This window comes from Nocardioides perillae (genome assembly GCF_013409425.1).
Classification (GTDB): Bacteria; Actinomycetota; Actinomycetes; order Propionibacteriales; family Nocardioidaceae; genus Nocardioides; species Nocardioides perillae.
Genome location: NZ_JACCAC010000001.1, coordinates 478,436 through 504,789, shown reverse-complemented (window position 1 = coordinate 504,789; position 26,354 = coordinate 478,436). Strand labels below are relative to the sequence as shown.

23 protein-coding genes are annotated in these 26,354 nt (G+C 74.6%); 12 read left to right on the top strand and 11 right to left on the bottom strand.

Annotation, left to right across the window (positions count from 1 at the left end; all coding sequences use genetic code 11):
- Positions 1–78 precede the first annotated feature (78 nt).
- The 8 genes from rpmH to BJ989_RS02335 all read left to right on the top strand — a co-directional run bounded on the left by rpmH (position 79) and on the right by BJ989_RS02335 (position 5,636).
- Positions 79–216 (top strand): 50S ribosomal protein L34, encoded by a 138-nt coding sequence (gene rpmH / locus BJ989_RS02370; protein WP_011758123.1) that lies wholly within the window; start codon positions 79–81, stop codon positions 214–216.
- A gap of 25 nt (positions 217–241) precedes the next feature.
- Positions 242–613 (top strand): ribonuclease P protein component, encoded by a 372-nt coding sequence (rnpA, locus tag BJ989_RS02365; protein WP_179516846.1) that lies wholly within the window; start codon positions 242–244, stop codon positions 611–613.
- Positions 614–853 (top strand): membrane protein insertion efficiency factor YidD, encoded by a 240-nt coding sequence (yidD, locus tag BJ989_RS02360; protein WP_179516845.1) that lies wholly within the window; start codon positions 614–616, stop codon positions 851–853.
- A gap of 13 nt (positions 854–866) precedes the next feature.
- Positions 867–1,937 carry a membrane protein insertase YidC gene (gene yidC, locus BJ989_RS02355; RefSeq protein WP_179516844.1) on the top strand — a complete coding sequence of 357 codons (1,071 nt, stop codon included), beginning with the start codon at positions 867–869 and terminating at the stop codon, positions 1,935–1,937.
- A 92-nt stretch (positions 1,938–2,029) separates the two neighbouring features.
- Positions 2,030–2,632, top strand: a complete 603-nt coding sequence (locus BJ989_RS02350; protein WP_179516843.1) for a Jag family protein — start codon at positions 2,030–2,032, stop codon at positions 2,630–2,632.
- A 53-nt stretch (positions 2,633–2,685) separates the two neighbouring features.
- Positions 2,686–3,417, top strand: coding sequence for a 16S rRNA (guanine(527)-N(7))-methyltransferase RsmG (gene rsmG, locus BJ989_RS02345; RefSeq protein WP_343049019.1), 732 nt, complete (start codon positions 2,686–2,688; stop codon positions 3,415–3,417).
- 165 nt (positions 3,418–3,582) lie between these two features.
- Positions 3,583–4,521, top strand: a complete 939-nt coding sequence (locus tag BJ989_RS02340) for an AAA family ATPase (RefSeq protein WP_179516842.1) — start codon at positions 3,583–3,585, stop codon at positions 4,519–4,521.
- Positions 4,518–5,636, top strand: a complete 1,119-nt coding sequence (locus BJ989_RS02335) for a ParB/RepB/Spo0J family partition protein (protein WP_179516841.1) — start codon at positions 4,518–4,520, stop codon at positions 5,634–5,636. The genes BJ989_RS02340 and BJ989_RS02335 overlap by 4 nt, the downstream gene beginning before the upstream one ends.
- A gap of 130 nt (positions 5,637–5,766) precedes the next feature.
- Here the strand turns inward: BJ989_RS02335 and BJ989_RS02330 are convergent, their stop codons facing one another.
- Positions 5,767–6,567: a 1-acyl-sn-glycerol-3-phosphate acyltransferase gene (locus BJ989_RS02330; protein WP_179516840.1), complete on the bottom strand. Its 801-nt coding sequence runs from the start codon at positions 6,565–6,567 to the stop codon at positions 5,767–5,769.
- A 102-nt stretch (positions 6,568–6,669) separates the two neighbouring features.
- Here BJ989_RS02330 and BJ989_RS02325 point away from each other — a divergent pair, with 102 nt between their 5' ends.
- Positions 6,670–7,386, top strand: coding sequence for a GNAT family N-acetyltransferase (locus BJ989_RS02325; protein ID WP_218848682.1), 717 nt, complete (start codon positions 6,670–6,672; stop codon positions 7,384–7,386).
- Here BJ989_RS02325 and trxA read toward each other — a convergent pair.
- The 7 genes from trxA to BJ989_RS02290 all read right to left on the bottom strand — a co-directional run bounded on the left by trxA (position 7,376) and on the right by BJ989_RS02290 (position 17,196).
- Positions 7,376–7,702: a thioredoxin gene (gene trxA, locus BJ989_RS02320; RefSeq protein ID WP_343049018.1), complete on the bottom strand. Its 327-nt coding sequence runs from the start codon at positions 7,700–7,702 to the stop codon at positions 7,376–7,378. The two genes, BJ989_RS02325 and trxA, sit on opposite strands and share 11 nt — an antisense overlap.
- 113 nt (positions 7,703–7,815) lie before the next feature.
- Positions 7,816–8,868 (bottom strand): thioredoxin-disulfide reductase, encoded by a 1,053-nt coding sequence (gene trxB / locus BJ989_RS02315; RefSeq protein ID WP_179516839.1) that lies wholly within the window; start codon positions 8,866–8,868, stop codon positions 7,816–7,818.
- Between the two features lie 125 nt (positions 8,869–8,993).
- Complete coding sequence (locus BJ989_RS02310) at positions 8,994–9,884, bottom strand: hypothetical protein (RefSeq protein ID WP_179516838.1); 891 nt, start codon at positions 9,882–9,884, stop codon at positions 8,994–8,996.
- A gap of 51 nt (positions 9,885–9,935) precedes the next feature.
- Entirely contained in the window at positions 9,936–10,640 is a 705-nt protein-coding gene (gene sigM, locus BJ989_RS02305; protein ID WP_179516837.1) for an RNA polymerase sigma factor SigM, read from the bottom strand.
- A gap of 20 nt (positions 10,641–10,660) precedes the next feature.
- A complete protein-coding gene (locus BJ989_RS02300) occupies positions 10,661–12,853 on the bottom strand; it encodes a protein kinase domain-containing protein (protein WP_179516836.1) in 2,193 nt (730 codons plus the stop codon).
- Between the two features lie 117 nt (positions 12,854–12,970).
- On the bottom strand, positions 12,971–14,833 hold the full coding sequence (gene murJ / locus BJ989_RS02295) for a murein biosynthesis integral membrane protein MurJ (RefSeq protein WP_343049017.1): 1,863 nt from the start codon (positions 14,831–14,833) through the stop codon (positions 12,971–12,973).
- Positions 14,830–17,196 (bottom strand): hypothetical protein, encoded by a 2,367-nt coding sequence (locus BJ989_RS02290; RefSeq protein WP_179516835.1) that lies wholly within the window; start codon positions 17,194–17,196, stop codon positions 14,830–14,832. The genes murJ and BJ989_RS02290 overlap by 4 nt, the downstream gene beginning before the upstream one ends.
- Positions 17,197–17,376: 180 nt before the next feature.
- Here BJ989_RS02290 and BJ989_RS02285 point away from each other — a divergent pair, with 180 nt between their 5' ends.
- Complete coding sequence (locus BJ989_RS02285) at positions 17,377–18,792, top strand: CCA tRNA nucleotidyltransferase (RefSeq protein ID WP_343049483.1); 1,416 nt, start codon at positions 17,377–17,379, stop codon at positions 18,790–18,792.
- Positions 18,793–18,974: 182 nt separating this feature from the next.
- A complete protein-coding gene (locus BJ989_RS02280) occupies positions 18,975–19,460 on the top strand; it encodes an SRPBCC family protein (protein WP_179516834.1) in 486 nt (161 codons plus the stop codon).
- A gap of 73 nt (positions 19,461–19,533) precedes the next feature.
- On the opposite strand, the gene BJ989_RS02275 is transcribed toward BJ989_RS02280, so the two are convergent.
- Complete coding sequence (locus BJ989_RS02275) at positions 19,534–22,902, bottom strand: immune inhibitor A domain-containing protein (RefSeq protein ID WP_179516833.1); 3,369 nt, start codon at positions 22,900–22,902, stop codon at positions 19,534–19,536.
- Between the two features lie 368 nt (positions 22,903–23,270).
- Here BJ989_RS02275 and BJ989_RS02270 point away from each other — a divergent pair, with 368 nt between their 5' ends.
- A complete protein-coding gene (locus tag BJ989_RS02270) occupies positions 23,271–24,227 on the top strand; it encodes a hypothetical protein (protein ID WP_179516832.1) in 957 nt (318 codons plus the stop codon).
- 252 nt (positions 24,228–24,479) lie between these two features.
- Here BJ989_RS02270 and BJ989_RS02265 read toward each other — a convergent pair whose 3' ends face one another.
- Both BJ989_RS02265 and BJ989_RS02260 read right to left on the bottom strand, forming a co-directional pair.
- Entirely contained in the window at positions 24,480–25,562 is a 1,083-nt protein-coding gene (locus BJ989_RS02265) for an inositol-3-phosphate synthase (RefSeq protein WP_179516831.1), read from the bottom strand.
- Positions 25,563–25,659: 97 nt separating this feature from the next.
- Complete coding sequence (locus BJ989_RS02260) at positions 25,660–26,253, bottom strand: PadR family transcriptional regulator (RefSeq protein ID WP_179516830.1); 594 nt, start codon at positions 26,251–26,253, stop codon at positions 25,660–25,662.
- Between the last annotated feature and the right edge of the window lie 101 nt (positions 26,254–26,354).

Below are 26,354 nucleotides of genomic sequence, written 5' to 3'. Positions count from 1 at the left end.
GGAGACGACCGCGTACCGTGGATCGGTCGCCCAGCACGTCGACGGGTGCCGCACGTCCACACACCGGGAGATCAAGCAGTGAGCAAGCGTACGTACCAGCCGAACAACCGTCGCCGCCACAAGGTGCACGGCTTCCGCCTGCGCATGCGCACCCGTGCGGGTCGCGCCATCCTGTCCTCGCGCCGCCGCAAGGGCCGCAAGAGCCTGGCCGTCTGAGCCGCGCAGCGCGCGCGGACCTGACGTGCTGGCGGCCGAGCACCGGCTCACCTCGGGTGAGGGGTTCCGGCGCGCCGTGCGGCGGGGCCGCCGCTCCGGCTCGCGGCTCCTGGTCGTCCACCTCCTGGAGGTCGACGAGCAGGACACGGTGTCGAGCGGCCCGCGCGTGGGCTTCGTCGTCAGCCGCGCGGTCGGCGACGCCGTGGTCCGCAACCGCGTCAAGCGCCGCCTGCGCCACCTGGCCCGGGAGAGACTCGCGTCGCTCCCGGGCCGTTGCGTGCTCGTGGTGCGGGCCCAGCCAGCCGCGGCCGACGCGGCGTACGCGGAACTCGGCGCGGCGCTCGACCGTTGTCTCGACCGGTTGTCGCCGGTCGACCGCGGCCCCGAGGAGCACTGAGTGAAGCACCTGCTCGTCGCGCTGCTGCGCGGCTACCGGCTGCTGATCAGCCCGCTCTACGGCCAGGTGTGCCGCTACCACCCCTCCTGCTCGGCCTACGCCCTGGAGGCCGTGCAGGAGCACGGCAGCCTCCGCGGCACGTGGCTCTCGGCCCGCAGGCTCGCCCGCTGCCACCCGTGGGCGGCCGGCGGCTACGACCCCGTCCCGACCCGCCCCGCGCGGGTCGGCCCTAGGACCTGAAAGAGGACTCCCCGTGGGCTTCTTCTCCGCCATCGGCAGCTTCATCATGACGCCGCTCTACTACGTGATCTCGGCGATCATGGTCGGCTGGCACGAGCTGTTCACCGCCCTCGGCCTGCCGGCCGACAGCGGTGCCGCGTGGGCGCTGTCGATCGTCGGCCTGACGCTGGTCATCCGGATGCTCCTGATCCCGCTGTTCGTCAAGCAGATCAAGTCGAGCCGCAACATGCAGCTGATCCAGCCCAAGGTGAAGGAGCTGCAGAAGAAGTACGGCCACGACCGGGAGCGTCTCGCGCAGGAGACGATGAAGCTCTACCGCGAGACCGGCACCAACCCCTTCGCCTCCTGCCTGCCGATCCTGCTGCAGATGCCGATCTTCTTCGGCCTGTTCCGCCTGATCGACCAGGCAGCGAAGAACGGCGAGGGTCGCGGTGTCCTCACCGACGAGCAGGCGCAGCAGTTCCAGGCAGCGCGGCTCTTCGGCGTGGACATCTCCGAGACGTTCATCAGCGCTGGTGGCGACGTCGGCGTGATGCTGATGGCGGCCGCGCTCGTCGTGGCGATGACCGTCACCACCTTCCTCACCCAGCGCCAGCTGATGAGCAAGAACATGCCGGCCGACGCACTCTCGGGCCCCTACGCCCAGCAGCAGAAGCTGCTGCTCTACGTGCTCCCGCTGGTCTTCGCGGTGGGCGGCGTCGCCTTCCCCATCGGCGTGCTCATCTACTGGACCACCTCCAACCTGTGGACGATGGGCCAGCAGTTCTACGTCATCCGCCGCAACCCGGCCCCGGGCACGCCCGCGGCGACGGCGAAGGCCGAGCGCGACAAGGCCCGCGCCGCCCGCAAGGGGTTGGGCCCCACCCCCGAGGAGCAGGCGCAGGAGGCCGCCGCGGCCGCCGAGGCCGAGGCCGCGGCTCGTCGTGCGGCCGCCCGGCAGCAGCCGAAGCGGCAGACCCGCAGCCAGCGCACTGCCGGCGGTCGTCCCGCCCAGCGCGGCGCGGGCCCCGGCGGGGCGACCACCGGTGGCTCGACCAAGGCCGGCGCCAAGCCGGCGACGAAGGCGTCCAAGAAGAAGCGCTGACCAGCGCTCACCGGGCCGTCCCTGGCTCGCCGCCGCGGCGCGCGTGGACCCGGCCCCCCACGACCTGTACGCACGACCGAGGAGCACCCCCCGTGACCGACGCCCCGCACGAGTCCGCCGCGCGAGCGGACGACACCGACACCGCGCCCGAGACGCCGCAGGAGGGCGCTGCCGAGTCGGCAGGTGCCGCTCCCGGTGGCGATGCCGACGGCACGGCCGGGTCGGAGCGGCCCTCCCGTGTCGAGCGGCTCGAGGCTGAGGGCGACATCGCCGCCGACTACCTCGAGGAGCTGCTCGACATCGCGGACCTGGACGGCGACCTCGACATCGACGTCGAGGGTGACCGAGCCGTCGTGTCGGTGGTCGGTGCCGACCTCACCCAGCTCGTGGGTCGGGACGGCGAGGTCCTCGAGGCGCTGCAGGAGCTGACGCGCCTCGCCGTCTACCGCGAGACCGGCGAGCGCTCGCGCCTGATGCTGGACATCTCCGGCTTCCGTGCGCAGCGCAAGGTGGAGCTGGAGCGGGTGGCCGCCGAGGCGGTGGCCCAGGCGCGCGAGACCGGCGAGAAGGTCTCGCTCGCGGCGATGAGCCCCTTCGAACGCAAGGTCGTGCACGACGCGGTGGCCGCGGCGGGCCTGGCCTCGGAGTCCGAGGGCGTCGAGCCGCGTCGCTTCGTCGTGGTGCTCCCGGGCTGATCGTGCCCGATGTTCCACGTGGAACATCCGCGGTGCCGGATACGGCCGCGCAGGTGTTCCCGGCTGACCGTCTGCCGCTCGTCGAGGAGTACGCCGCGCTGCTCGCCGACGATGCCGTGGTGCGGGGGCTGATCGGACCGCGTGAGGTGCCCCGGCTGTGGGAGCGCCACCTCCTCGGCTGCGCCGTGGTCGGAGACGCGCTCAGGCCGACGGACCGGACGCTGGTCGACCTCGGCTCGGGCGCAGGTCTCCCGGGCCTGGTGCTGGCACTGCGACACCCCGCCCTGGCGGTGACGCTGGTCGAGCCGCTCCTGCGGCGCACCACCTTCCTCGGCGCGGTGGTCGAGTCGCTCGGGCTCGACAACGTGCGCGTCGTCCGGGGGCGGGCCGAGGACCTGCACGGTCACGAGGTGTTCGACGTGGTCACGTCGCGGGCGGTGGCACCGTTGCCGCGCCTCCTCGGGTGGTCCATGCCGCTGGTGGCGCCCACCGGCCGGCTCGTCGTGATGAAGGGGGCGCGCGTGCACGACGAGGTCGTCGAGGCCGCGCCGGAGCTCGCGTCCTGGTCCGCTGCCGCGCCGGCGGTCCTGCACGTGGGCGGTGGTGTGGTGGACCCGCCGACCACGGTCCTGACGGTTTCCTGGGCAGAGCCGGAGCGAGTAGGTTGGCCGCTCCGTCCGCACCCGTCGCCGCGTGCGCCGCAGCAGGCTGCTGGGCCTGTGCGACGCCGCAGCACGCGCGGTGGGCGTGGTCGCGGCGGGCCGTCACGACGTCAGCACCGGTAGTTCTCCACAGTTTTGTCCACCGCCGGATTGCGCGTGCCGCAGGGGATTTTGCAGGTTCGACCGGTCGTTGTCCACAAGCTCGACCAGATGGGGTAAACCGTGGTTCCACGTGAAACACCGGACCAGGCCTCGGCGACGGCCGCGCGGTCCGCGGGCACCTTCACGGTGCGTACCGCAGCGGACCTCGCCGACGTGCCGGCGGGACTGCACGACGAGTCGACGCCGCTGGCGCGGGCGGCCGAGCACTCCGTGCTGGCCCGGCACGGCGCACGCTTCGGCGCCCCGGTGCCGCGGCCTGAGAGCACCCGCGTCATGGTGGTCGCGAACCAGAAGGGCGGGGTAGGCAAGACGACGTCGACGGTCAACGTCGCCGCCGCCCTGGCGCAGCTCGGGCTCCAGGTGCTCGTCGTCGACCTCGACCCCCAGGGCAACGCGTCCACGGCCTTGAACATCGAGCACCGACGTGGCGTGGCCTCGACCTACGACCTCCTGGTCGACGGCGCGGCCATCGAGGAGGTCGAGCAGCCGTGCCCCGACCAGGAGCGGCTGTGGGTGGTGCCGGCGACGATCGACCTCGCCGGTGCCGAGATCGAGCTGGTGAGCGTGGTGGCGCGCGAGGGCCGTCTGCGCAAGGCGATCCACGCCCACCCGCGCGTCGGCCATGCTGCTGAGGTGGGAGACGACCGACTCGACTACGTGCTGGTCGACTGCCCGCCCAGCCTGGGCCTGCTCACGCTCAACGCCCTCGTCGCCGGTGACGAGATGCTGATCCCGATCCAGGCGGAGTACTACGCCCTCGAAGGCCTCGGTCAGCTCCTGGAGACGGTGGAGATGGTGAAGGCCCACCTGAACCAGCAGCTGCAGGTCTCGACCATCCTCGTGACCATGTACGACGGCCGCACCCGCCTCGCGGCCGGTGTGGCGGAGGAGGTGCGGGAGCACTTCGGTGAGCAGGTGCTGCGCACCATGATCCCGCGCAGCGTGCGGGTCTCGGAGGCGCCCTCCTACGGTCAGACCGTGATGACCTACGACCCCGGCTCACCCGGTGCGCTCAGCTACCTCGAGGCCGCCCGCGAGATCGCCAGCCAAGGAGCCCCTCGGTGAACCAGCCCCGTCCGGCGCGGCGCGGCCTCGGCCGCGGGCTCGGCTCGCTCATCCCCACGGCTCCGGCCGGCCCGGCCGAGGGCCCCAGCGGCGCAGGGGGCGACGAGGCGCGAGGTCACGAGGCGGGAGGTCACGAGGCGGGAGGTGACGAGGCACGCAGTGCCGGGATCGTCCCCGCGTCGTCGCGCGACGCGTTGGCGTCCTCGAGTGCCGGGTCTGGTGGCGAGGCTGGGGCGGCCGGCCCCGACCCGGCAGCCACCTCCCCCGGTGAGACCCCGCCCGGCCCACCTGCGGGCGCCGTGGCAGGGGCCTACTTCGCGGAGCTGCCGATCACGCAGGTCGTGCCGAATCCCTGGCAGCCGCGCCAGGTGTTCGACGAGGAGGCGCTCGCCGAGCTGGTGCACTCCATCCGCGAGGTGGGCCTGCTCCAGCCCGTCGTGGTGCGACGCACCGGTGAGGACGCCTACGAGCTCATCATGGGCGAGCGGCGGTGGCGCGCCTCGCAGGAGGCCGGCCAGGACACGATCCCGGCGATCGTGCGCGAGACCGGTGACGACGCCATGCTGCGCGACGCCCTCCTCGAGAACCTCCACCGCAGCCAGCTCAACCCGCTGGAGGAGGCGGCCGCCTACAGCCAGCTCCTGGAGGACTTCGGCTGCACCCACGAGGAGCTCGCCCAGCGCATCGGCCGTTCACGCCCCCAGATCTCCAACACCCTGCGGTTGCTCAAGCTCAGCCCGGCAGTGCAGCGACGAGTCGCGGCCGGGGTGCTCTCCGCGGGCCACGCCCGCGCCCTGCTCGCGGTCGACGACGCGGACCTGCAGGACCGCCTCGCGCAACGCGTCGTGGCAGAGGGCATCAGCGTGCGCGGTCTCGAGGAGATCGTGGCCGTCGGCGACCACGGACGGGGCGCCCCTCGCTCCGCACGGAACAGGCCCACGGCCCCCGGCCTGTCCGAGCTGGCCGACCGCCTGGCCGACCGGTTCGAGACCCGGGTGAAGGTCGACCTCGGCAAGTCCAAGGGCAAGATCACCGTGGAGTTCGCCTCACTGGACGACCTGCGGCGCATCGTCGAGGTGATGGACCCGCGCAACCGCTCGGACCGACCGATCTGACCGGACCGGAACCCGGCGCAAATCGGCAGATCTACATGTCGACAAACAGACGAACCGACTTTTTTCGCGTTCCACGTGGAACGAACGGGGGCGACGCGCTGGGCCGGCGACACGCCGGGCGTCGCTCGCGCTACTCGCCTGCGCTGAGGTCGGTGGTCGGCTGCTGACCTGCCGCCCGCTTGGCCGCCCGCCGCGCCGCACGCTCGCGCTTCTCGGCGAGGTCGAGCTCGTGCGCCTCCTCAGGCGTCGGCGCACTGCCACCGAGGCGGGCGGGCAGCCACCACGACCCCGGCGGCTGCTCGTCGGCCGGGTAGGCAGCGATGGTCTCGTCCAGCATCCGCGCCATCGCGCTCCGCAGCTCCGCGGTCTCGGCGACCGGGTCGGCCCCGGTGGGGTGCAGCGGCTCACCGACCGTGAGCGCGATGGTCTTGCCGCGGGAGAAGTCCTTGGGGTGGCCCTTGGTGAGCATGCGTTGGGTCCCCCACATCACCACGGGCACGAGCGGCACGCCGGCCTCGGCCGCGATGCGCACCGCCCCGGTCTTGAACTCCTTCAGCTCGAAGGAGCGCGAGATGGTGGCCTCGGGGAAGATCCCCACCGCCTCACCACGCCGCAGGTAGTCGACCGCCGTGCGGAAGGACGCGAGGCCCTCGCCGCGGTCGACCTCGATGTGGTGCAACGAGCGCATGACGGGTCCGCCGATGCGGTGGTCGAAGATCTCCCGCTTCGCCATGAAGCGCACCTTGCGCCCGGACGGGTTGGCCGCCAGGCCGCCGTACACGAAGTCCACGTAGCCGATGTGGTTGCACGCCAGCAGGACCCCCCCGCGGCGCGGCACGTGCTCGGTGCCGGTCATCTGGAACCGCTGGCCGAGCAGGCGGAAGCTGGTCTTGGCGGCAGCGATGATCGGGGGGTAGGTCAGGTCGAGCACGGTTGCTCCTGGGCTGCGGAGGGCGTCGGGGGGGCGCGACGGGTGCGCGGGCACAGTCTCGCACCCGTGGCGCGACGCAGCGGCGCGTCGTACGCTGCCGGGGTGGGACGCACGGTCGAGCGGCTGACGGTCGACCACCTGGCGCTGCTCCCGGGCCCGTGCGGCGACTGCCTCTTCTGGGAGCTCGACCCGGTGCGCCGCGCGCGCGTCGGCGCCACGGAGGTCGCGGACGAGAAGGCGGCGTGGCTCTCGTGGGTCCTGCGCGAGTGGGGCTCGTGCGGTCGCGTCGTGCGGGTGGACGGCGAGGTCGTCGCCTGGGCCGTCTACGCCCCGCCGGCCTTCGTGCCCGGGGCGGAGGCCTTCCCGACGGCGCCGGTCAGCCCGGACGCGGTGCTGCTGACCACGGCGTACGTCCGACCCGGCGCCCGTGGCGGCCTCGGGCGGGTGCTGGTGCAGGCCGTGGCCCGCGACCTGGTGACCCGTGGCGGCGTCCGGGCGGTCGAGGCCTTCGCCCGCGGGCCGGGCGCCGCGGGGCGCGTCGGCGGGGTGACGAGCACGGCCTGCCTGCTGCCCGCCGACTTCTTGAGCAGCGTCGGCTTCGGCACGCACCGGCCGCACGCGTCGGTGCCCCGCATGCGCATGGACCTCCGCACGGCGCTGCGCTGGCGCGACGAGGTCGAGGCGGCCGTCGAGCGGCTGCGCGGCGCGGTCGTGCCCCCGCACGCACCACGGCCCACCCGTGCGACACGGGTGGGCCGGGTGGTGCGGGTGGGTCGGCTGGGGCGCCGACCTCGGCGAGACGTCGGGGTCAGCCGGTGAAGTCGGAGAGCTCGCCGAGCAGCGCCGCCTTCGGCTTCGCGCCCACGATGGACTTCACGACCTCGCCGCCCTGGTAGACGTTGAGCGTCGGGATGCCGGTGACGCGGTAGGACGCCGGGGTGACGGGGTTCTCGTCGACGTTCATCTTCAAGAACGTGATCTTGTCACCGTGGGCGGCCGCGATCTCCTCCAGGATGGGGGAGACCTGGCGGCACGGGCCGCACCACTCGGCCCAGAAGTCCACGAGGACCGGCTTGTCGGACTTGAGGACCTGCGCCTCGAACTCGGCGTCGGTCACGGCAGCGATGTTCGCCACGGGGGCTCCCTTCCTGGGGGTGTCACGTGCACTGGGTGGTGCTGGTCCCAACACCGGGACCGGTGAGGTTGTTCCGAGCGGCCCGGCCGCCCGGGGGCAGGCCGGGACGACGGTCAGAGACCGGCGGTCTGCGGCTCCTGGGTGACGCCCTCGGCCGCGACGTCGCGCTGGGCCTGCTCGGCCTGCGCGTCGGTGTGGTCGAGCTCGGCGAGGTAGCGCTCGGCGTCGAGCGCGGCCGCGCACCCCGTGCCGGCCGCCGTGATCGCCTGGCGGTAGACGTGGTCGACCAGGTCACCGGCCGCGAACACCCCGGGGAGGTTGGTGGCGGTCGAGTGCTGCTGGACGAGCACGTAACCCTCGTCGTCGAGGTCGACCTGCCCCGTGAGCAGCTCGTTGCGGGGGTCGTGGCCGATCGCGATGAACAGCCCGGTCACCTCCAGCGGGCGGGTCTCACCGGTCACCGTGTCGCGCAGCGTGACCGACTCGACCCGGTCGGTGCCGTGGATCTCGGCGACCTCGGCGTTCCACACCATCTCGAGCTTGGGGTCGGCGAAAGCGCGCTCCTGCATGATCTTCGAGGCCCGCAGCTCGTCGCGGCGGTGCACCAGGTAGACCTTGGAGGCGAAGCGCGTGAGGAAGGTGGCCTCCTCGACCGCGGAGTCGCCGCCGCCGACGACGGCGATCGCCTGCTCGCGGAAGAAGAAGCCGTCGCAGGTGGCGCACCACGAGACGCCGCGCCCGGACAGCTCGTCCTCGCGGGGCAGCCCGAGCTTGCGGTAGGCGGAGCCGGTCGCCAGCACGACCGCGCGGGAGCGGTAGGTGTCGGTCGCGGTCTTGACGACCTTCACCGGGCCGGTCAGGTCGACCTCGACGACGTCGTCGGGCACCAGCTCGGCGCCGAAGCGCTCGGCCTGGGCCCGCATCTCGTCCATGAGGGCCGGACCCATGATGCCGTCGCGGAAGCCGGGGAAGTTCTCGACCTCGGTGGTGTTCATCAAGGCACCGCCGGCGGTCACCGACCCCTCGAAGACGAGGGGGGACAGGCTGGCACGCGCGGCGTACACGGCGGCGGTGTAGCCGGACGGGCCGGAGCCGATCACGATGACGTCGCGGATCGCGGCGTCCTCGGGGCTCACGGCGCTCTCGGGACTCTCGGGCGCGGTCATGCGCGGGTGCTCCTTCCGCTCGGCTGCGTCCGTCCCCGACGGGACGGCGGTGTGCCCGGACGGGCACGGGTGTCTCTGCCTGCTCAACCGATCGTAGGCCAGCGATGTTCCGCGCGCTGGGGCGCTCAGGGCGCGACCGGGCCCGCGCGCTCGCTCCGCGCCGTGCGCAGCGTCCGCGTGCCGCCCGGCGCGGGTCCGTCGGCGCAGGCGACGACCTCGACGAGCACCGCGCCGCCGGGCCGGTCCGGGTCGTCGCGCACCAGCAGCAGGGCCGGGATGCCGTCGTAGGTGACGGGCAGCGACGCGTCGTCACCGGCGGCGGGCCCGAGGCCGCAGGCCTGCAGTGCGCGCACGACGTCGGCGCCGGAGCGCTGCTCGTCGACGAGGGCGGAGGGCGGCTCCGTGCCCAGGACCCGGCGCACCTCCTGGTCGAACCCGGCGGAGGTCAGCGCGGGGACGCCGCCCACGGCGTACGTCGTGCTGCCGAGGTCGCGGTCCTCGGCCGGCGCCTCCGCGGCACCGGGGGCCGACTCCGCCTCGCTCGAGGCGGCCCCGCCCGCCTCACCGCCCTCCGCCTCCCCGGCCGCGTCGGAGGTGGCGGTGTCACCACCGGCGCCAGGAAGCGGGCCGAGGTCGTCGACCAGCGTGGCGCCGAGGCCGGCCACGACCACTGCCGCCGCTGCGGCCAGGCCCGCCCGGCGCCGCCCGTGGCGACGACGACGGCGGGCGGCGAGCTCGTGGTCGAGGGTGCGGTCCGCGGGGGTCCCGCCGGGAGAGGGCACACGGGGGGTCGGCCGGCCGGGGGTCTGCGAGCCGGCGACCTGCACGGTCGGGCCGAGGTCCACCCCCGCACCCCGCTCGGCAGCGAGCGCGGCGAGGGCGGCGTCGAGGCGGGCCACCACGTGCGGCGGGGCGGGCTCGGTGACGCGCACGTCGGCGAGCAGGCGTCGCAGCGCGTCGTCTCGGCCCGTGCCGTCAGGGGCGTCGGCGGGCTCGGGGCGGTCGGGCTCGACCACAGGTGACCTCCTCTCGATGGCGGGGACGGGCGGGGGTCCGTCCGGCGGGCGTCAGGAACCGGTCGGGGGGCCGCGGGGCTCCAGGGGTCCGACGTCGGCGGCGGCAGCGGGGTTCCGCGGGGCGCCGGGCAGCACCGTCGTGGCACGCTCGGGTAGCAGGTCGGCGAGGAGCGTGGCCAGCCGGGCCCGGCCGCGGGAGCAGCGCGACTTCACGGTGCCGGGGGCGCAGTCGAGGGCCAGGGCCGCCTCGGCCACCGACCACCCCTCGACGTCGACGAGCACGAGCGCAGCGCGCTGCTCGACCGGGAGCGCGGCGAGCGCCGCCACGACCCGGTCGCGTCGCTCGGCCGCGACGACGGCCTCCTGCGGGTCGACCGGCGCTCCGGGCGCCCCGGCCGTGCGGGGTGACCCGGCCGAGGCGTGGGCGGCCGGCGGCCGCTCGTCGAGGCCCTCGGGCAGGGGGTCGGCGGCGCGCACCCGCTCGGCGCGCAGCCGGTCGAGGCACGCGTTGACCACGACCCGGTGCAGCCAGGTCGTGACGGCGGCGTCGCCGCGGAAGCTGCCTGCCCGACGGTAGGCCGCGACCAGGCCGTCCTGCAGACCGTCGGCGGCGTCCTCGAGGTGGCCGGTCGTGCGCAGGGCGACCGCCCACAGCCGGTCGCGGTGCCGGGCGACCAGCACCCCGAAGGCGTCGGGGTCGCCGGCCACGTGGGCGGCGAGCAGGGCGGCGTCGTCGCGGCCGTCCGTGTCGGCCACCCCCGGGCTCACCCCCGGGCTCACCCGCGGACCTCGACCTCGGCGACCTCACCCCGGAAGCCGTCCGGCACGGGCGGCAGCGAGGTCAGCCAGACGACGAGGTGGGTGCCGCTCGCCGCGCCGTCGAGCTCGAAGGTGAGTTCGCCCTCGCCCGACGCCCGGGCGACGACGTCCAGCCCGGCCACCGCGTCCGGGGGTCCGTCGGCCAGGTAGAGCTGCGCCGTCGTCGGCCCGCCCTGCGTGGTGACGACGACCTCCCGCGGCGTGGCGGAGCGGCCGAGGTCGACGACGAGGCCCACCCCGGTCTTGAGCCCGGCCGGGCCGAGCTGCTGGGCGTAGGTCGAGGTCCGCCAGGCGGTGCCCGGGTCGCCGTCGACGACGAGCGGCGCCAGGTCGGGGTTCTCCTCCGGCGGGTCGCCCTGCGGGTCGAGGTCGGTGGCCGTCAGGCCCGTCAGCGCCTCGAGCGGGGTGGCGGTCGCGCTCGGCTCGTCCTCGGGGTCGTCGGCGCTGCCGAGCGGCGAGACCCCGCGGCCGAGGTCGAAGGCCGACACGACGGCGAGGGCCGTGACGAGCACCAGGGCGAGCAGCAGCGCGACCCGGAGCGTGCGCCGGCCCGGGACGCGGTCGTCCTCCTCCGGCTCGTCGGTGACCATCGGGGCCGTGCTCCCCGTGCCGGACCCCGTGTCGCCCCACGGCCAGTGGTCGTCGGAGGGGGGTGCGGTCGCGGCGCCGGGGCGGGGGCGGCGCAGCGGCTCGCCCGGCGCGGGGTCGGGGGCGAAGAGGGGACGCTCGGGGACCTCCTCGAAGGGCGGCGGCGGTGGCGGCTGCACCGCGCGGCTGCGCAGCCAGTCGACGTCGTCGTCGTGGAAGATCGGGACGCCGGCCTCGGTGGGCAGGTCGGTCGCGGCGGGGTCGCCGGCCGGCCGCGTCGACGCGGGGGGTCCCGCTGGGTGCTCCGAGGATCCCGGCTCGGGGCGCTCCTCGGCGACGGTGGGGTCGGGGCGGGGCTCGGCGACCGTGGGCTCGGGGCGGGGCTCGGCGACGGTGGGCTCGCCGGCCGGGGCCGCGGCCGCCGACGCCGCGCCCGGCTCGGCGCCTGCCCCTCCGCCCGCGGCCAGCGGCACCACGCGGGTCGGCGCGTCGAGGGCCGACGGGCCGTCGTCGGCCGCGCCGGCCTCCGCCGGCGGCGCGGCTCCCTCCGCCGGCCGGTCCTGCGGGGCGGGGCCCGGGTCGCGATCTGCGGGTGCGGGGTCGTGCGGGGCGGGCGCGGGGTGGTGCGGGGCGGGCGCGGGCGTGCCCAAGGCGGGGGTGTCCGGCAACGGGCCGGGGCCGGTGCGGGGCCGGGGCCCGGCAGCGGTGGCGAGCGACGCCGCGAGACCGGCGGGGTCGCCCACGAAGTCGGTCAGCCAGGTGGCCAGGTCGCCCGCGGTGGCCGGCAGAGGGGGGCGGGCGTCACCGCGCGGGAGGAAGGGCCCCGCTCCGGTGGTGGCGAGCGAGAAGGCCGGCAGCCCGCCCGTGCTGGTGGCGTCGCGGTCGTTGAGCAGGCCGTCGCAGAGGTGGTCGAGCGACCGCGGCACGCCGGCCCGCACCCGCCGCGGCCGCAGCACCCGGGCGGCGTCGCGCGGCGCGGCCTCGACCCGGGAGGTGGCGGTGCCGGCCCAGCGGGCGGTGAGGCCGGCGTACAGCAGCCCGGCGAGGTCGACGAGGTCGTCGTCGGGGTGACCGGGCGGGAGGCCGTGGAGCGCCGCGTCGACCGCGAGGCCGATGAGGCGGACGTGCCCGGCGTGGTCGACGAGGACGTTCTCCGGGACGAGCCGGCCGTGCGCGATGCCGGCGGCGTGGGCCGCGGCCAGGGCGTCGGCGGCCTCGGCCGCGACGAAGGCGGCGCGGCGTGGCCCGAGCGGGCCGTCGCTCAGCAGCAGGTCGAGCGACGTGCCGGCGCCCCACTCGTTGACGACGTAGACCTGCTCGGCGTCGCGGTCGGCGTCGAGCACGCGCAGCACGCGGCGGTCGTGGACGGCGGCCGACGCGCGCGCGGCGTCGAGGAGCCGCTCGGCGCGGGGGTCGTCGGTGGCCACGACGTGCACCGCGACATGGCGGGCGAGGACGCGGTCGTGCGCGCGCCAGAAGCGGGCGCCGGCGCTCTCCGCCAGCAGGTCCACCAGCCGGTAGCGCCCCCCGAGCACGTCGCCCGGCCGCTTCGAGTGCGGCACGTCCCTCCCGTCTCGACCCGTCGTCCCGGCCCTGCCGGGCCCCTGTCACGCCTCGTCACGCCTCGTCCTGCCCTGTCGCCCCCGACCCCCGCCATCGTAGGGGCCGCGCCGACCGCGTCAGCGGCGCCGAGCCAGGCGCCGCGTGACGAGCCCGGTGATCTCGGTGACCTCCTGCAGCCGCAGCAGCCGCGCGAGCAGCACGAAGACGGCGACGTCGAGGAGTGCCGTCGTGCCGCCGACCGCGGCCGCGACCACCTGCGTCGGCGTGTCGCCCACGAGCGCGTGCATCCCGCGGGAGGCCGCCCACGCGACGCCCGCGGCGGCACCGCCGGCCAGCAGCACCCGGGCCAGGAACTGCCCGGTGCGCCGACCCTCGAGCCCGCCGACCCTCCGGGCGAGCACCCAGGAGGAGAGGGCGGAGCCGACGAGGTACGCCGCGGCGTACGCGAGCGCGAGACCCGGCACGACGAGCGCCGGCTCCACCAGGGAGACGACGAGCGCGGCGCCGGCGACGTTGGTCGCGGCGATGACGCACTGCACGAGGAAGGCGGTGCGGGTCCGCTCGAGGGCGTAGAAGCCGCGCAGGACGACGTAGTGGACGGTGAAGAGGACGAGTCCGGGCGCGAAGAGGGCGAGGACGGGGGCGTAGAGGTCGATGTCCTCGCGCGCGGCGCCGGCGTTGACGACGTTGGCCACGTCGCGGGCGACGACCGGCAGGAGCAGGGCGAAGGGCAGCACGAGCGCGAGGGCGGTGCGGAGCGTGGCGGCGACGTCGGCACCGACCGCGCGCAGCTGGCCGGAGGCGGCGTGCTCGGAGAGCCGCGGCAGCACGGCGGTGGCGAGCGAGACGGTCACAACGGCGTGCGGCACCATCATGATGAGGAAGGCCGACGAGTAGACGGTGTAGCCGGCGGCGGCCTCGCCCGACTCCGCCGAGGCGGCGGTCGCGCCGGTGGCCAGGCGCACGACGACGGTGTAGGCGACCTGGTTGGCGACGACGAAGCCGAGCGTCCACACACCGAGCCGCAGGGTGTGGCCGAGTCCGGAGCCGCGGAAGTCGAAGCGCAGCCGCGGGCGGAAGCCGACCGAGCGCAGGTAGGGCACCAGGATGAGCAGCTGCGCGACGATGCCGAGCGTCGAGCCGAGACCGAGCAGCAGCTCCTGCGAGGCGGTGAAGGCACCGGTGAGCTCGGAGCCGCGGGCCGGGCCGAAGACCAGCAGGTAGACCGCGAGGACGGCGACGGCGATGACGTTGTTGGCGATCGGGGCCCACATCATCGGCCCGAAGCGGCCGCGGGCGTTGAGCACCTGCCCGAGCAGCACGAACATGCCGTAGAAGAACACCTGGGGCAGGCAGTAGCGGGCGAAGTCGACCACCGACTGCCGCTGCTCGGCCAGCGCCGGGTCCTGCAGGGACGAGGGCATGAAGACGGCCATGACCCACGGCGCGGCGACGACCAGCACCACGGTGACGGTGGCGAGGAAGAGCGCGGCGAGCGTCACCACTCGTTGGGCGTAGGCCTCACCGCCGTCGGCGTCGGCGCGCATCGTGCGCACCAGCTGAGGCACGAGCACCGCGTTGAAGACGCCGCCGGCCAGCAGGATGTAGAGCATGTTGGGCACGGTGTTGGCCAGCGAGAACAGGTCGGCGTGCAGCTGCAGGCCGAGCGCGGCCATGAGCAGCACCGTGCGCACGTAGCCGCTGAGCCGCGACACCGCCGTGCCCGCCGCCATCACCGCGGAGCTGGAGAGCAGCCGGGAGCGGGCCTCGCCGTCGGGTGACGGCGTGGTCTCGGCCTCGGGGGTCACGGCCGCCGCCGGGCCCGCGGGGGGCACGGGGTCCGCGCGCTGCACGCCGGGCTCGCGGCCGGGCTCGTGGTCGGGGTGGGTGTCGGGGTGGGTGTCGGGGTGGGCGTCGGGATGGGTGTCGGGGTGGGTGTCGGGCCCGGGCCGGTCCTCGGGGTAGGACGCGCGGCTCACGCGGGTGCCTCCGCGCCACGACGCGCCGCCCGCACCCGGCGCAGCAGCCGGACGCCGATCGCCCCGAAGAGCAGGGTGCCGCCGGCGGCGATGACGACCCAGATGATCCAGCTGACCTGCGCCGAGCGGATCTCGACCACGTCGGACGACCCGAGCGGGGTGCCCTCCGTGCTCGTCACCAGCAGCTGCACCTCGTGCAGGCCGATCTGGCGGGTGCTCGCCCGCAGCACGACGGAGGTGCGCTCCCCCGGCTGCAGCTCCACCTCGGTCGGCGCCCTGAGCGTGATCGGGCTGGTGGTGCGGGCCTCGATGCGCACGGTGACGGGCTCGTCGAGCTCGTTGACCAGCGCGGCCGGGAAGCCGCCGACCTCGCTCGACAGCGTCACCGTGCCCTGGGGTGCCTCGACCCGCACCTGCCGCAGCGTCTCCTCGAGGTCGTCCTGCACCGCCCCGACGACCCGGCGCCAGGCGACGGGTGCGCGGCGGGCCCAGTAGGAGGCGGCGCCGAGCGCCTCGCGCGACACGACCCGGGCCACCTGGTCGTTGCGGGTCAGCACCGACTGCAGCACCGCACCGGTGCTGACCGTCTCGGTGGCGATGGTGAGCGCGCGGGTGCCGACCTCCGCGCGCGTGGCGGCGTCGTCGTAGGCGAGGACGGCGGGCGCCACGCTGCGCGTCTCCCCACTGGCGGCCGCCTCGACCGTCTGCAGGCGCAGCCAGTCCGCGTCGTCGAGACCGGTGAAGAAACCGAGCGCGTCGGTGGGTCCCCACCGGTCCGGCAGCACGGCGACGACCGGCTCGGGGGCGTCCCCGCCGGTGCCCGCGTCGCCCAGGGCGACCAGCGCCGCCTCGGCCAGGAGGCGCTGGCGCACCGCGACGCTGCCCTGGGGGTCGTCCGGACCGGGTCCGCCGGCGGTGGCCGCGGGGTCGGTGGTGACCACCCGCCGTCCGTCGAGCTCGACGACCGACCGGTCGACCTCGGGCAGAGCGTCGGGCGCGAGCAGCACGAGCGCGTCGTCGGCGAGCGCGGCGACCGAGGTCGCGTCGAGGCGGCCGCCGGGCGGCGCGGCCGTCGGGGTCGAGGGCACCTCGAGCGCCTCCAGCGTGGTGGCGGACAGGTCGGTGGCGCGGGCGAGGAGGTCGGGCGCGCGGTGCACGGCCGCGGCGACGTCGAGGTCGGCGTACGGAAGCGCGAGCACGGCGTCCTCGCGCAGCAGGTTGACCGCGCGGTCCAGCCAGGCGCGGGCGAGCTCGGCCGCCTCCTGCTCCAGCGCGGTCGGCGGCTCGGCGTCGTCCGCGCTGCCCTCGCCGGCGTCGTCCCCGCCCCCGTCCTCGCCCCCGTCCTCGCCCCCGTCCTCCGGGCCCTCGTCGGCGCCGTCGGTGGGTGACGGTGTCGGGGAGGCGGACGGGTCGTCGGGTCCACCCGGTGCGGCGCCGTCGCTCGGACCCTCACCCTCGGTGGGCGACGCGCCGTCGCCCGACGGCGCCTCGCCCTCGAGCGGCAGGGTGGGAGCCAGCGAGCGGCCGGGGTTGCCGGCCGCCAGCCGGTGCACGGCGGCGAGCAGGGCGGGGTCGAGCAGCCAGGTGACGGCGCGGTCGCCGGCGCTGGCGCCGAGGTCGAGCACGGCGCGGAGCGGCCCGTCGGGCCCGAGGTCGCGCACCCACCGACCGACCCGGGCCAAGGAGCCGTCGGGGGCGTGCACGACCGGGCGGCGCAGCGGCAGCACCAGCGACACCGGCACCGGGTCGGCGCCGTCGCCGACGACGGGGGCGAAGGTCCGGGCGCGACCGTCGGCCAGGGTGTCGCGGCCTGCCGAGCTCGTGCCGAGCGCGTGCACCCCGAGCCAGTAGACGCCCGGGGTGCGCAGCGGCACCTCGAGGGCGCGTCGTGGCACCCGGATGCTCCAGCGCGCGGTCTCGCCCGGGGCGAGCTCGTCGACGGTGTCGAACGTGCCGGCGTCGGTGGTGCGGGCCCCGACCTCGACCGCGGGGTCGGTCTCCACCGCGGCCGCGAGGGCGGCGCGGTCGCCGACCGGCTGGTCCCCGCTGAAGGCGTAGAGCCGCACGTCGGTCCACGGCTCGTCGCTCGTGTTGGTCACCGAGCCCGTCATCCTCACCCGCCCGCTGGCCGGCAGCACCGCGGGGGCGAGGGTGTCCAGACGCAGCTGCAGGGGCTGGTCGGGGTCGGCGGGGGCGGCGGCGGTGCGGGAGGTGGTGGGGACCGTGCCGGGTGCCGCGGTCGCCGGGGCGACCGGGCTCGCGACGGGCAGTGCCCCCAGGCCGACGGCGAGTGCCGCTGCGACCGCCGCTCGCCGCGCCGGGCCCCTCGCGCGGGCGCGCGAGGACGGGCGGGGGTGGGGCACGGCGTCGACTGTATCCGTCCGGGTGGGCCCGGCCGGGCCGTGGTGGCCGCGCCGCACGGCACCGCCGCGGCACTAGAGTGGTGCCCCGTGTCCGACGCGCCCGCCCCCGAGCCCACCCGTGGCGGCGCCGCGTCGCAGCCCGACCTGCCGCCGCTGCAGATCGCCGACGTCCAGGCGGCCGTGACCCGGGAGCTCGACCGGCTCGCGCCGCTCCTCGACGAGCTGGGCGGGCGGTTCACCACCGCCGGCGAGGAGCTGGCGCTCGTCGGCGGTCCGGTGCGCGACGCGATGCTGGGGCGCTCGCACACCGACCTCGACTTCACCACCTCGGCGCGCCCCGAGGTCACCGAGCGGCTGGTGAAGGGCTGGGCCGACGCGGTGTGGGACATCGGTCGCGCCTTCGGCACCATCGGCTGCCGCAAGGGGCCCTGGCAGGTCGAGATCACGACGTACCGCTCCGAGACCTACGACCCGGACTCCCGCAAGCCCGACGTCGACTACGGCGACTCCCTCGCCGGCGACCTCGGCCGGCGCGACTTCACCGTCAACGCGATGGCGGTGGCGCTGCCGGGGCGGGCGGTGGAGGACCCGTACGGCGGGGTGGTCGACCTCGCCCACCGGGTGCTGCGCACGCCGGGGTCGCCCGAGGACTCCTTCGGCGACGACCCGCTGCGGATGCTGCGGGCCGCGCGCTTCGCCGCGCAGCTCGGCTTCGGGGTGGACCCCGGGGTCGTGTCCGCGATGACCGCGATGGCCGACCGGATCTCGATCATCTCGGCCGAGCGGGTCCGCGACGAGCTCGTCAAGCTGGTGTGCGCGCCGTACCCCCGCCTGGGGCTGACCCTCCTCGTCGAGACCGGCCTGGCCGAGCGGGTGCTGCCCGAGCTGCCCGCACTCGCGCTCGAGCGCGACGAGCACCACCGGCACAAGGACGTCTACGAGCACACGCTGACGGTGCTCGAGCAGTCGATCGACCTCGAGCACCGCCTCGCGCCGGAGGGCGAGGAGCCGCGGCCCGACTTCGTCTCGCGCTTCGCCGCGCTGATGCACGACGTCGGCAAGCCCCGCACGCGCCGCTTCCTCGACGACGGGTCGGTGACCTTCCACCACCACGACGTGGTGGGCGCCAAGCTCACGCGCAAGCGGATGAAAGCGCTGCGCTTCTCCAACGACGAGACCGAGGCGGTGTGCCGCCTCGTCGAGCTGCACCTGCGCTTCCACGGCTACGGCTCCGGCGAGTGGACCGACGCGGCCGTGCGCCGCTACGTGCGCGACGCCGGCGACGAGCTCGAGCGCCTGCACGTGCTCACCCGCGCCGACTGCACCACGCGCAACAGGCGCAAGGCCGAGCGGCTGCGGCGCACCTACGACGACCTCGAGGAGCGCATCGCCCGGCTCTCCGAGGAGGAGGAGCTGGCCTCGCTGCGTCCCGAGCTCGACGGCAACCAGATCATGGAGCTGCTCGGCATCGGGCCCGGTCGCGACGTGGGCCGCGCCTACCAGTTCCTGCTCGACCTGCGCATGGACGAGGGCGTCGTCGGCGAGCAGCGCGCCCGCGAGGCCCTGCTCGCGTGGTGGGCCGAGCGGGAGGGCTGACCTGCCGCGCTGCTGGGGGTGCGGGGCCATCGCGGTGGGCGGGCTGTCGCGTGGGCGGGCCGTCGAGGTGGGCGCAATTGTGCTGGAGATGGCGGTTACCCGTGAGTAGCACCGTCGAGTCCAGCACAATTGCGCCGGACTCGACCGTCGCGGCGCCGCCCCCTGCACTACATTCCCTCGGTATGACAGACACCTACCTCCTCGAGGAGACCGTCGAGGTCGCCGCCCCGCCTGTGGCGGTGTGGGCCCTGGTCTCCGACCTGCCGCGCATGGCGCGCTGGAGCCCGCAGGTCGCCAAGACGGTCGTGCGCGGCGGCCACGTGCGCCTCGGCGCGCAGACGCTCAACGTCAACCGCCGCGGCCTGCTGGTGTGGCCGACGCGCGCGAAGGTGGTGCGCTTCGAGCCGCACCGCGAGATCGCCTTCCGCATCAAGGACAACGCGACGATCTGGTCCCTCACCCTCGAGCCCACCGCCGACGGGGGCACCCGCGTGGTGCAGCGGCGCGAGGCCCCCGACGGCATCAAGCCGATCTCGACCAAGCTGGTCAACGCCTTCATGGGCGGCACCGAGAGCTTCACCGCCGAGCTGCGCGAGGGCATGCGCACCACGCTCGCGCGGATCAAGGCCGAGGTGGAGGCCGACACCCGGGCCGACGCGGGGGCCTGAGGACGCCCGCACCCCACGACGTACGACGGGCCCGGACGCGTGCTGCGTCCGGGCCCGTCTGCGCGTGCTGGGGTCAGCGGCGGTAGCCGTAGTCGAACGGCCCGCAGCCCCTGCCCGTGGTGAAGCGGACCCGCCCGGTCAGGTCGCCGTCGGCGCGCTTCGGGCCCACGCGCTGGCCCGACATCGACAGCACCCGGAAGGTGAGGCAGCCGAAGTCGAAGCGCCACGCGGTGTCACCGGAGCCGTCACGGCCCTGGCGGCTCGGGTCGGTGTAGTTGTCGACGTGGCCCTTCCCTGCGTCGCTGAAGGTGTTGCGGCCCTTCGCCGCCGTCCACGCCGCGTCGGACAGGTCCGGCGTGGCGCTGCCCGGCGTCGGGGTGGCGTCGAGCGGCGACTGCGCCGGCGGGTCGTCCGTGCCGGCGTTGCCGTAGCCGTGCGCCTCGTCGGTGTAGACCAGCGAGAGGCCCGGCTGGAAGGCGATCGGGTCGCGGTCGACCTGCCCCTTGCCGTCGAGGTCGAAACCGGACCGGTCGCGCATCTCGAGGTAGTAGGCGTGGTCGAAGTCGGCCGCCTGGCCGGCCTGGACGTAGTTCCAGCCCAGTGTGCAGGTGCCCGGGCCGTCGGCCTTGCACCCGCCGTTGAAGACCTGCGGGTCCTCGGGGCTGCCGCTGCGCTCGAAGTCGCTGCGGAAGAGCGTGCGCTTCGAGCCGTTCGGCAGCGTCGCGGTCACGACCACGTCGTCGACGAACCAGCCGGGCCGGGCCAGGCCCGGGTCGGTGGCGTAGCTGAAGCGCAGGATCGGGCTCTTCGCGCCGACCAGCTCGGAGACGTCGTAGGAGTCGGCCAGGAAGATCGCCTCGGGGGTCTCACCGAGCTTGCGGTCGACCGCCTCGGTGCCGGCGTCGTAGGAGCCGCTCGTGCCGGTGAGCCCGTTGTCGTAGGCCGCCTGGCAGCCGTTCTGGTTGGGGTTGCCGGACAGCGGGTCGGTGTTCGACGTCGTGTAGCCGTTCTCAGAGGGGTGCGAGGCGAAGTCGCGACCGTCGCGCGAGGTCAGGACGTAGCCGTAGTCGTAGTCCCACTCGATGTCCCACATCGACTTCATCGACACCGAGATCGTCGAGCCGGCCGGGAGCGTGCGGGCGCCGGGCAGGGCGATGTCGAGGTTGCGACCACCGCCGTCGGTGGCGCAGCCGAAGTCGTTGCCGGAGCCGGAGAACCACGCGTGGCTGCGGGTGGCCCCGTCGCCGGTCGCGAACTTCGCCGGGTCCAGGAGCTTGCGACCCTTGAGCCGCGCGACGTACATGAGGGAGTTCTGCACGATGCCGTCGCGGCCGCGGCGCAGGGTGTAAGGCTTGCCGCCCGGCGTGCGCCAGGTGATGGTGCCGATGTCCTGCTTGGAGTCGGTGAAGCGGTCGACGGTCAGCGTGCGGCGCTTGGGCAGCACCCGCGGCACGACCCAGCCGAGCTCCTGGCGGGAGTAGGCGTCCATGTGCTGCGACTTGTCGGTCGCCATGAGGTTCCAGTCGCCGTAGGTCTCACGACCGCCGAGCGAGTAGAAGTCGGGCAGGCCGAGCGAGTGGCCGTACTCGTGGCTGATGACGCTGGCCTTGTCGATCGCCGTCTCGGGGTTGAGGTTGTAGGGGCCGACCCGCACGAAGACCTTGCGGGAGGTCTTCTTCGTCGTCATCCGCGAGTACGACGCGTCCGCCCAGTAGAGGGGACGTCCCTGCAGGTCCTTCAGCTGGTCGTCGGTGGCGAAGCCGGGCAGGCCCGTCACCGGGTCGGTGAGGTAGAACTCCAGCGAGGAGGAGTGCGGCCAGATGTTGTCGTACGGCGCGGCGTCGGTCGCCTCGTCCGTGCAGGCGCCGAGCTGGCTGGCGCCGTTGCCGCCGCAGCCGGCGAAGACGGCCATGAAGAAGTCGACCACGCCGTCCTTGTCGGTGTCGAAGTCGCTGTAGTCGACCTCGGGGTCGGCCAGGGCCGCGGCGTCGGCGACGATCTTGCCGGTGGGGCCGCAGCCGGAGTCGATCTGCTGCAGCGCGGCGACGCCCGCCAGGGAGCCGATGACGGCCGAGCCGTTGGCGTCGGCGCCGTAGTACTGCGTCGTGCCCGGCAGGTTGTAGACACCGTCCGTGATGCGCTCGGGGTAGAGCGGGGTGCCCTGGGCGGGCACCGGGGAGTCGGCGAAGGTGACGCCGGTGCAGGTGTTGACGGTCGCCGGGTCGGTCGTCGTCAGCGGGAAGCCCGGCGCGTAGTCGAACCCGGCGGTGGCGATGCCGGCCGACGGCACGGTGCCGTTCGGGAACAGCTGGCCCAGGCTCATCTCCTGGAAGAGGTTGAACGTCGAGCCGGGCAGCGAGCGGGCGTTGATGACCCGGTCGAGGTCGCCGCCGGAGTGCGAGGCGCTGAAGGAGCGGTCGACGTACTGGACCGGCACGACGGGGAACGGGCGGTCGCCGTAGCGGGCGGTCTCGTAGGTCTCGTTGGGCGGGATGACCTTGGGCCCGTGGCTGCGCACCGTGCGGCGCACCGTGCCCTGCGTGAGGGTGGCGCGGGTGGAGAGGTCGCGCCACACCAGGGTCGGCTGCTGGCGCAGGGTCTGCGCCCGGCTGGTGACGACCAGGGTCACGGTGCGGCCGGGACGGACCGTGCCGGGGCGCCAGGTGATGCGCTTCGCGGACACGGAGCGGGCGCCCGCGCCACGGGCGGAGCGGAAGGTGGTGCCGCGGGGGGCGGTCACGACGACGCGGGCGCCCGACAGCGCGCGCCCGGTCGGGTTGGTGACCACGATGCGCGAGGGGTAGGTCTGCCCCGGCTTCACCCAGCCCACGGCCGAGACGAAGCTGTTGCGCAGCTGCAGGGTGCGGGCGGCGGCGCGCACCGAGACCGGCGCAGCGCCGGCGTCGGCGGCCGCGAACCCGGCGTACCGCGCGTCGACGACGCGCACGCCGAGCGCGGTCGCCTCGGTGCCCGGGGCGTCGGCGGTGACCGAGCCGGGGACGGTGGTGCGGAAGCGGCCGTCGGGGCCGGCGGTGAGCTTGCGCTCGGCGAGCACGCGGCCCTCGGGGTCGGTCACCTGCAGCGTGAAGTCGGCCGGTACGCCGTCGAGGGCGCGGCCCACCACGCCCTCCGCGACCGTGCTGACGGTGCCGGTGACGGCGAAGGGCTGACCACGGTCGACGGGCGCGGTCGGGGTCGTGAGGGTGGCGGTGAGCAGCTGCTCGCCGACCGTCGACGCGGGTGCGCGGCGGTCCTCGGCGGTGATCGCCGGGGCGGCGGGCAGGCCGGCGGCGGGACCGGTGGCGGCGGGGCCCGCGGTGGCGCTCTGGGCGAGGCCGGGCAGCAGGGCTGCCGTCAGGGCGGTGGCGGCCGCCAGGGCGAGCGCCCCGGTGGACGCGCGCGACGTCCGCCGTCGGCGGGTGGTGGGCTGGTCTGGGCTCATGACGTCCTCGTGGGATCGGGCCTGGCGGGTGGCGTGTCCGCGGTCTGCGGTCTGCGGTCTGCGGTCTGCGGTCCGCGGTCTGCGGTCCGCGGTCTGCGGTCCGCGGTCTGCGGTCCGCGGTCCGCGGTTGCGGTCGCTGCAGCAACGACGCTGCCCGTGCCCGCGTTATGGCCGGCGTCCTGCCGCCGTCCCCCCTCCTGCTGGCCCGCTTCGGGCCAGGGGGGCGAGTTGAGCGCAATTGTGCTGCCCGTGACGGTTACCCATTGGTTCCACAGTGCTGATCCGCACAATTGTGCGGATCGGCCCGGTCGCGTCGGCCCTGTGGATGAACAGACGCACAGGCGGCGCCGTCCAGGCAGCCTGCAAGGGTGGAGCCGAAGGACTCGCCGACACCCGACCCGACCACCGCGGATGAGCCGCTCGACACCTCGCGTCCGTTCCTGCGGGCACGCGGCGTCGGGGCCGGCATCACTCCGCGCCGACTGAACGGCCCTCGGTTCCGCCGGGTGTTCAGCGACGTCTACGTCAGTGCGGACCGGCCTCCCGACGAACTCGAGCGGATCCAGGCGGCTCTCCTGCTGCACCCCGCCGGTGCCCGCGCGAGCCACCACAGCGCCGCCGCGCTCTACACCGTGCCGGTGCCGGTCGACCCACGGGTGCACGTCAGCGTGCCGGACGCCGACCAGCGGCGGTGGCGGCCCGGCGTCATGTCTCACCTCTCGCCCGCGGGCATCGTGCCGTGGAGGCGCTCCGGCCTGCCGGTCTCGCCTCCCGACCGGCTGATGGTGGAGATGGCAGGGCTGGTGGACCTGGTCGACCTGGTGGTGCTCGGCGACGCGCTCGTACGCCGTACCGGTTGGAGCGCCGACCGGCTGCGGCGGGTGCTCGCAGACTGCACCTCGTACTGGAGCGGACGCGCGCGGTGGGCTGCCGGCTTCGTCCGCGACGGCGTGGACTCGCCGATGGAGACCCGCCTACGCATGCTGATGGCCCTGGCCGGGTTGCCGGAGCCGGTGGTCGACCACCACCTGGTGGACGCTGACGGCGTCGTCCTGCGGCGGCTCGACCTCGCGTACCCGGTCCCGCGCGTGGCGGTCGAGTACGACGGGCGCCACCACGTGGAACGCATCGACACGTGGCTCGACGACGTCGACCGCGACGCCGAGCTGCGAGAGGAACGGGGCTGGATCTTGCTCAAGGTCGTCAGCCGCGGCGTCTACCGGGAGCCCGACCGGACGCTGGAACGGGTCGCGACGGCGCTGCGGTCGCGCGGGGTCGAGGTGGGACCACTCTCCCCGGCGTACCGGGAGTACTTCCCGGGCTAGGGCCGCGCGGCGTCCTGAGACCTGCCGCGTCGCGCGGGTCCGTGGCCGTCGCGATGGGCACAATTGTGCTGAGCAGGACGGTTACTGGCTGGTTCCACAGTCGAGTCCCGCACAATTGCGCCCAACTCGACGGCGGCCCCGAGATCCGCCGCCCTGACAGCGGCACACCACCGCACTCACGACACGCCGACGGCGCAGGCCCCAGCAGGGCCTGCGCCGTCGCTCGCAGCAGGGGGCGGGTGCCCCGAGGGTTCACTCGCCGCGGATGAACTTCTCCACCTCGGCGCGACCGAGGTCGTCGGCCATCTGCACGGGCGGCGACTTCATGAGGTAGGTCGAGGCCGAGATGATCGGGCCGCCGATGCCGCGGTCCTTGGCGATCTTCGCCGCGCGGATCGCGTCGATGATGATGCCGGCGGAGTTGGGGGAGTCCCAGACCTCGAGCTTGTACTCGAGGTTCAGCGGCACGTCGCCGAAGGCACGGCCCTCGAGGCGGACGTAGGCCCACTTGCGGTCGTCGAGCCACGCGACGTAGTCGGACGGGCCGATGTGGACGTTGCGGCTGTCGATCTTGTCGGCCAGCTCACCGGTGAGGTTCGAGGTGACGGCCTGGGTCTTGGAGACCTTCTTGGACTCCAGGCGCTCGCGCTCGAGCATGTTCTTGAAGTCCATGTTGCCGCCGACGTTGAGCTGGTAGGTGCGGTCCAGCGCGACGCCGCGGTCCTCGAAGAGCTTCGCCATGACGCGGTGGGTGATGGTCGCGCCGACCTGGCTCTTGATGTCGTCGCCGACGATCGGCACGCCGGCCGCCTCGAACTTCGCCGCCCACTCGGGGTCGGAGGCGATGAAGACGGGCAGCGCGTTGACGAAGGCCACGCCGGCGTCGATCGCGCACTGGGCGTAGAACTTGTCGGCCTCCTCCGAGCCCACGGGGAGGTAGGAGACGAGGACGTCGGCGCCGGAGTCCTTCAGCGCCTGCACGACGTCGACCGGCTCGGCGGCGGACTCCTCGATGGTCTGGCGGTAGTACTTGCCGAGGCCGTCGAGCGTCGGGCCGCGCTGGACCTCGACGCCGAGCGTCGGCACGTCGGCGATCTTGATGGTGCAGTTCTCCGAGGCGCCGATCGCCTCGGAGAGGTCCTTGCCGACCTTCTTGTCGTCGACGTCGAAGGCGGCGACGAACTCGACGTCGCCGACGTGGTAGTCGCCGAAGACGACGTGCATCAGGCCGGGCACCGTCGTCGACGCGTCGGCGTCGCGGTAGTACTCCACGCCCTGGACCAGCGAGGCGGCGCAGTTGCCGACCCCCGCGATCGCTACTCGAACCGAACCCATGGGATTCCCCTCGTTCTCTCTCGGCGGGCCGTGGGCTCCGCTCCTGCTGGTGGTGTCGTGCTGGTGGTGTCGTACGTCATGCGCTCGCCCGCCGCGCTCAGCGGTTGGCGGTGGGTGGTTCCTCGAGCCGCTCGTCGCGGGTGCGACGGTCGCCGTCCTGGCGCTCGGCGTCGATGAGGTCGGAGAGCCAGCGCACCTCGCGCTCGACCGACTCCACCCCGTGGCGCTGGAGCTCGGCCGCGTAGCGGTCGACCTCCTTCTGGGTGCGGGCCAGCTGGCCCTGCACCCGGTCGAGCCGCTCCTGCAGCCGGCTGCGCCGGCCCTCGAGCACCCGCAGCCTGATCTCCATGTCGGTGCGGCTGAAGAAGGCGAAGCGGATGTCGAAGCCGTCGTCCTCCCACGCCGTCGGGCCGACCTCGGCCATCAGCCGCGCGAACTCCCGCTCGCCGGCCTCGGTGAGCTGGTAGACGATGCGCGGGCGCTTGCCGACGACGGGCGCCACCGTCGTGGACTCGGCGATCAGCTGGGCGCGGAGCATCTTCTTCAGCGCGGGGTAGAGCGAGCCGTAGGAGAGCACCCGACCCCACCCGAGCATCAGGTTGAGCCGCTTGCGCAGCTCGTAGCCGTGCATGGGTGACTCGTGCAGCAGTCCGAGGACTGCGAGCTCGACGGTCTCCCCACGACGTGCCATGCGACCTATCGTAGCGATACATCGCACGGTGTCGAACCACCCCGTGCCGGGGTCCCGGCGTACGCTCGTGGTGCCCCTGGCGCCGGTGCCCCCTGCCCTCA

Coding starts and splice junctions, on each gene's coding strand:
- trxB (WP_179516839.1), bottom strand. CDS start 8,868: ATGACCGCGCCCGAGAGTCCCGAGAGCGCCGTGAGCCCCGAGGACGCC.
- BJ989_RS02280 (WP_179516834.1), top strand. CDS start 18,975: ATGACAGACACCTACCTCCTCGAGGAGACCGTCGAGGTCGCCGCCCCG.
- BJ989_RS02275 (WP_179516833.1), bottom strand. CDS start 22,902: ATGAGCCCAGACCAGCCCACCACCCGCCGACGGCGGACGTCGCGCGCG.
- BJ989_RS02265 (WP_179516831.1), bottom strand. CDS start 25,562: ATGGGTTCGGTTCGAGTAGCGATCGCGGGGGTCGGCAACTGCGCCGCC.
- BJ989_RS02260 (WP_179516830.1), bottom strand. CDS start 26,253: ATGGCACGTCGTGGGGAGACCGTCGAGCTCGCAGTCCTCGGACTGCTG.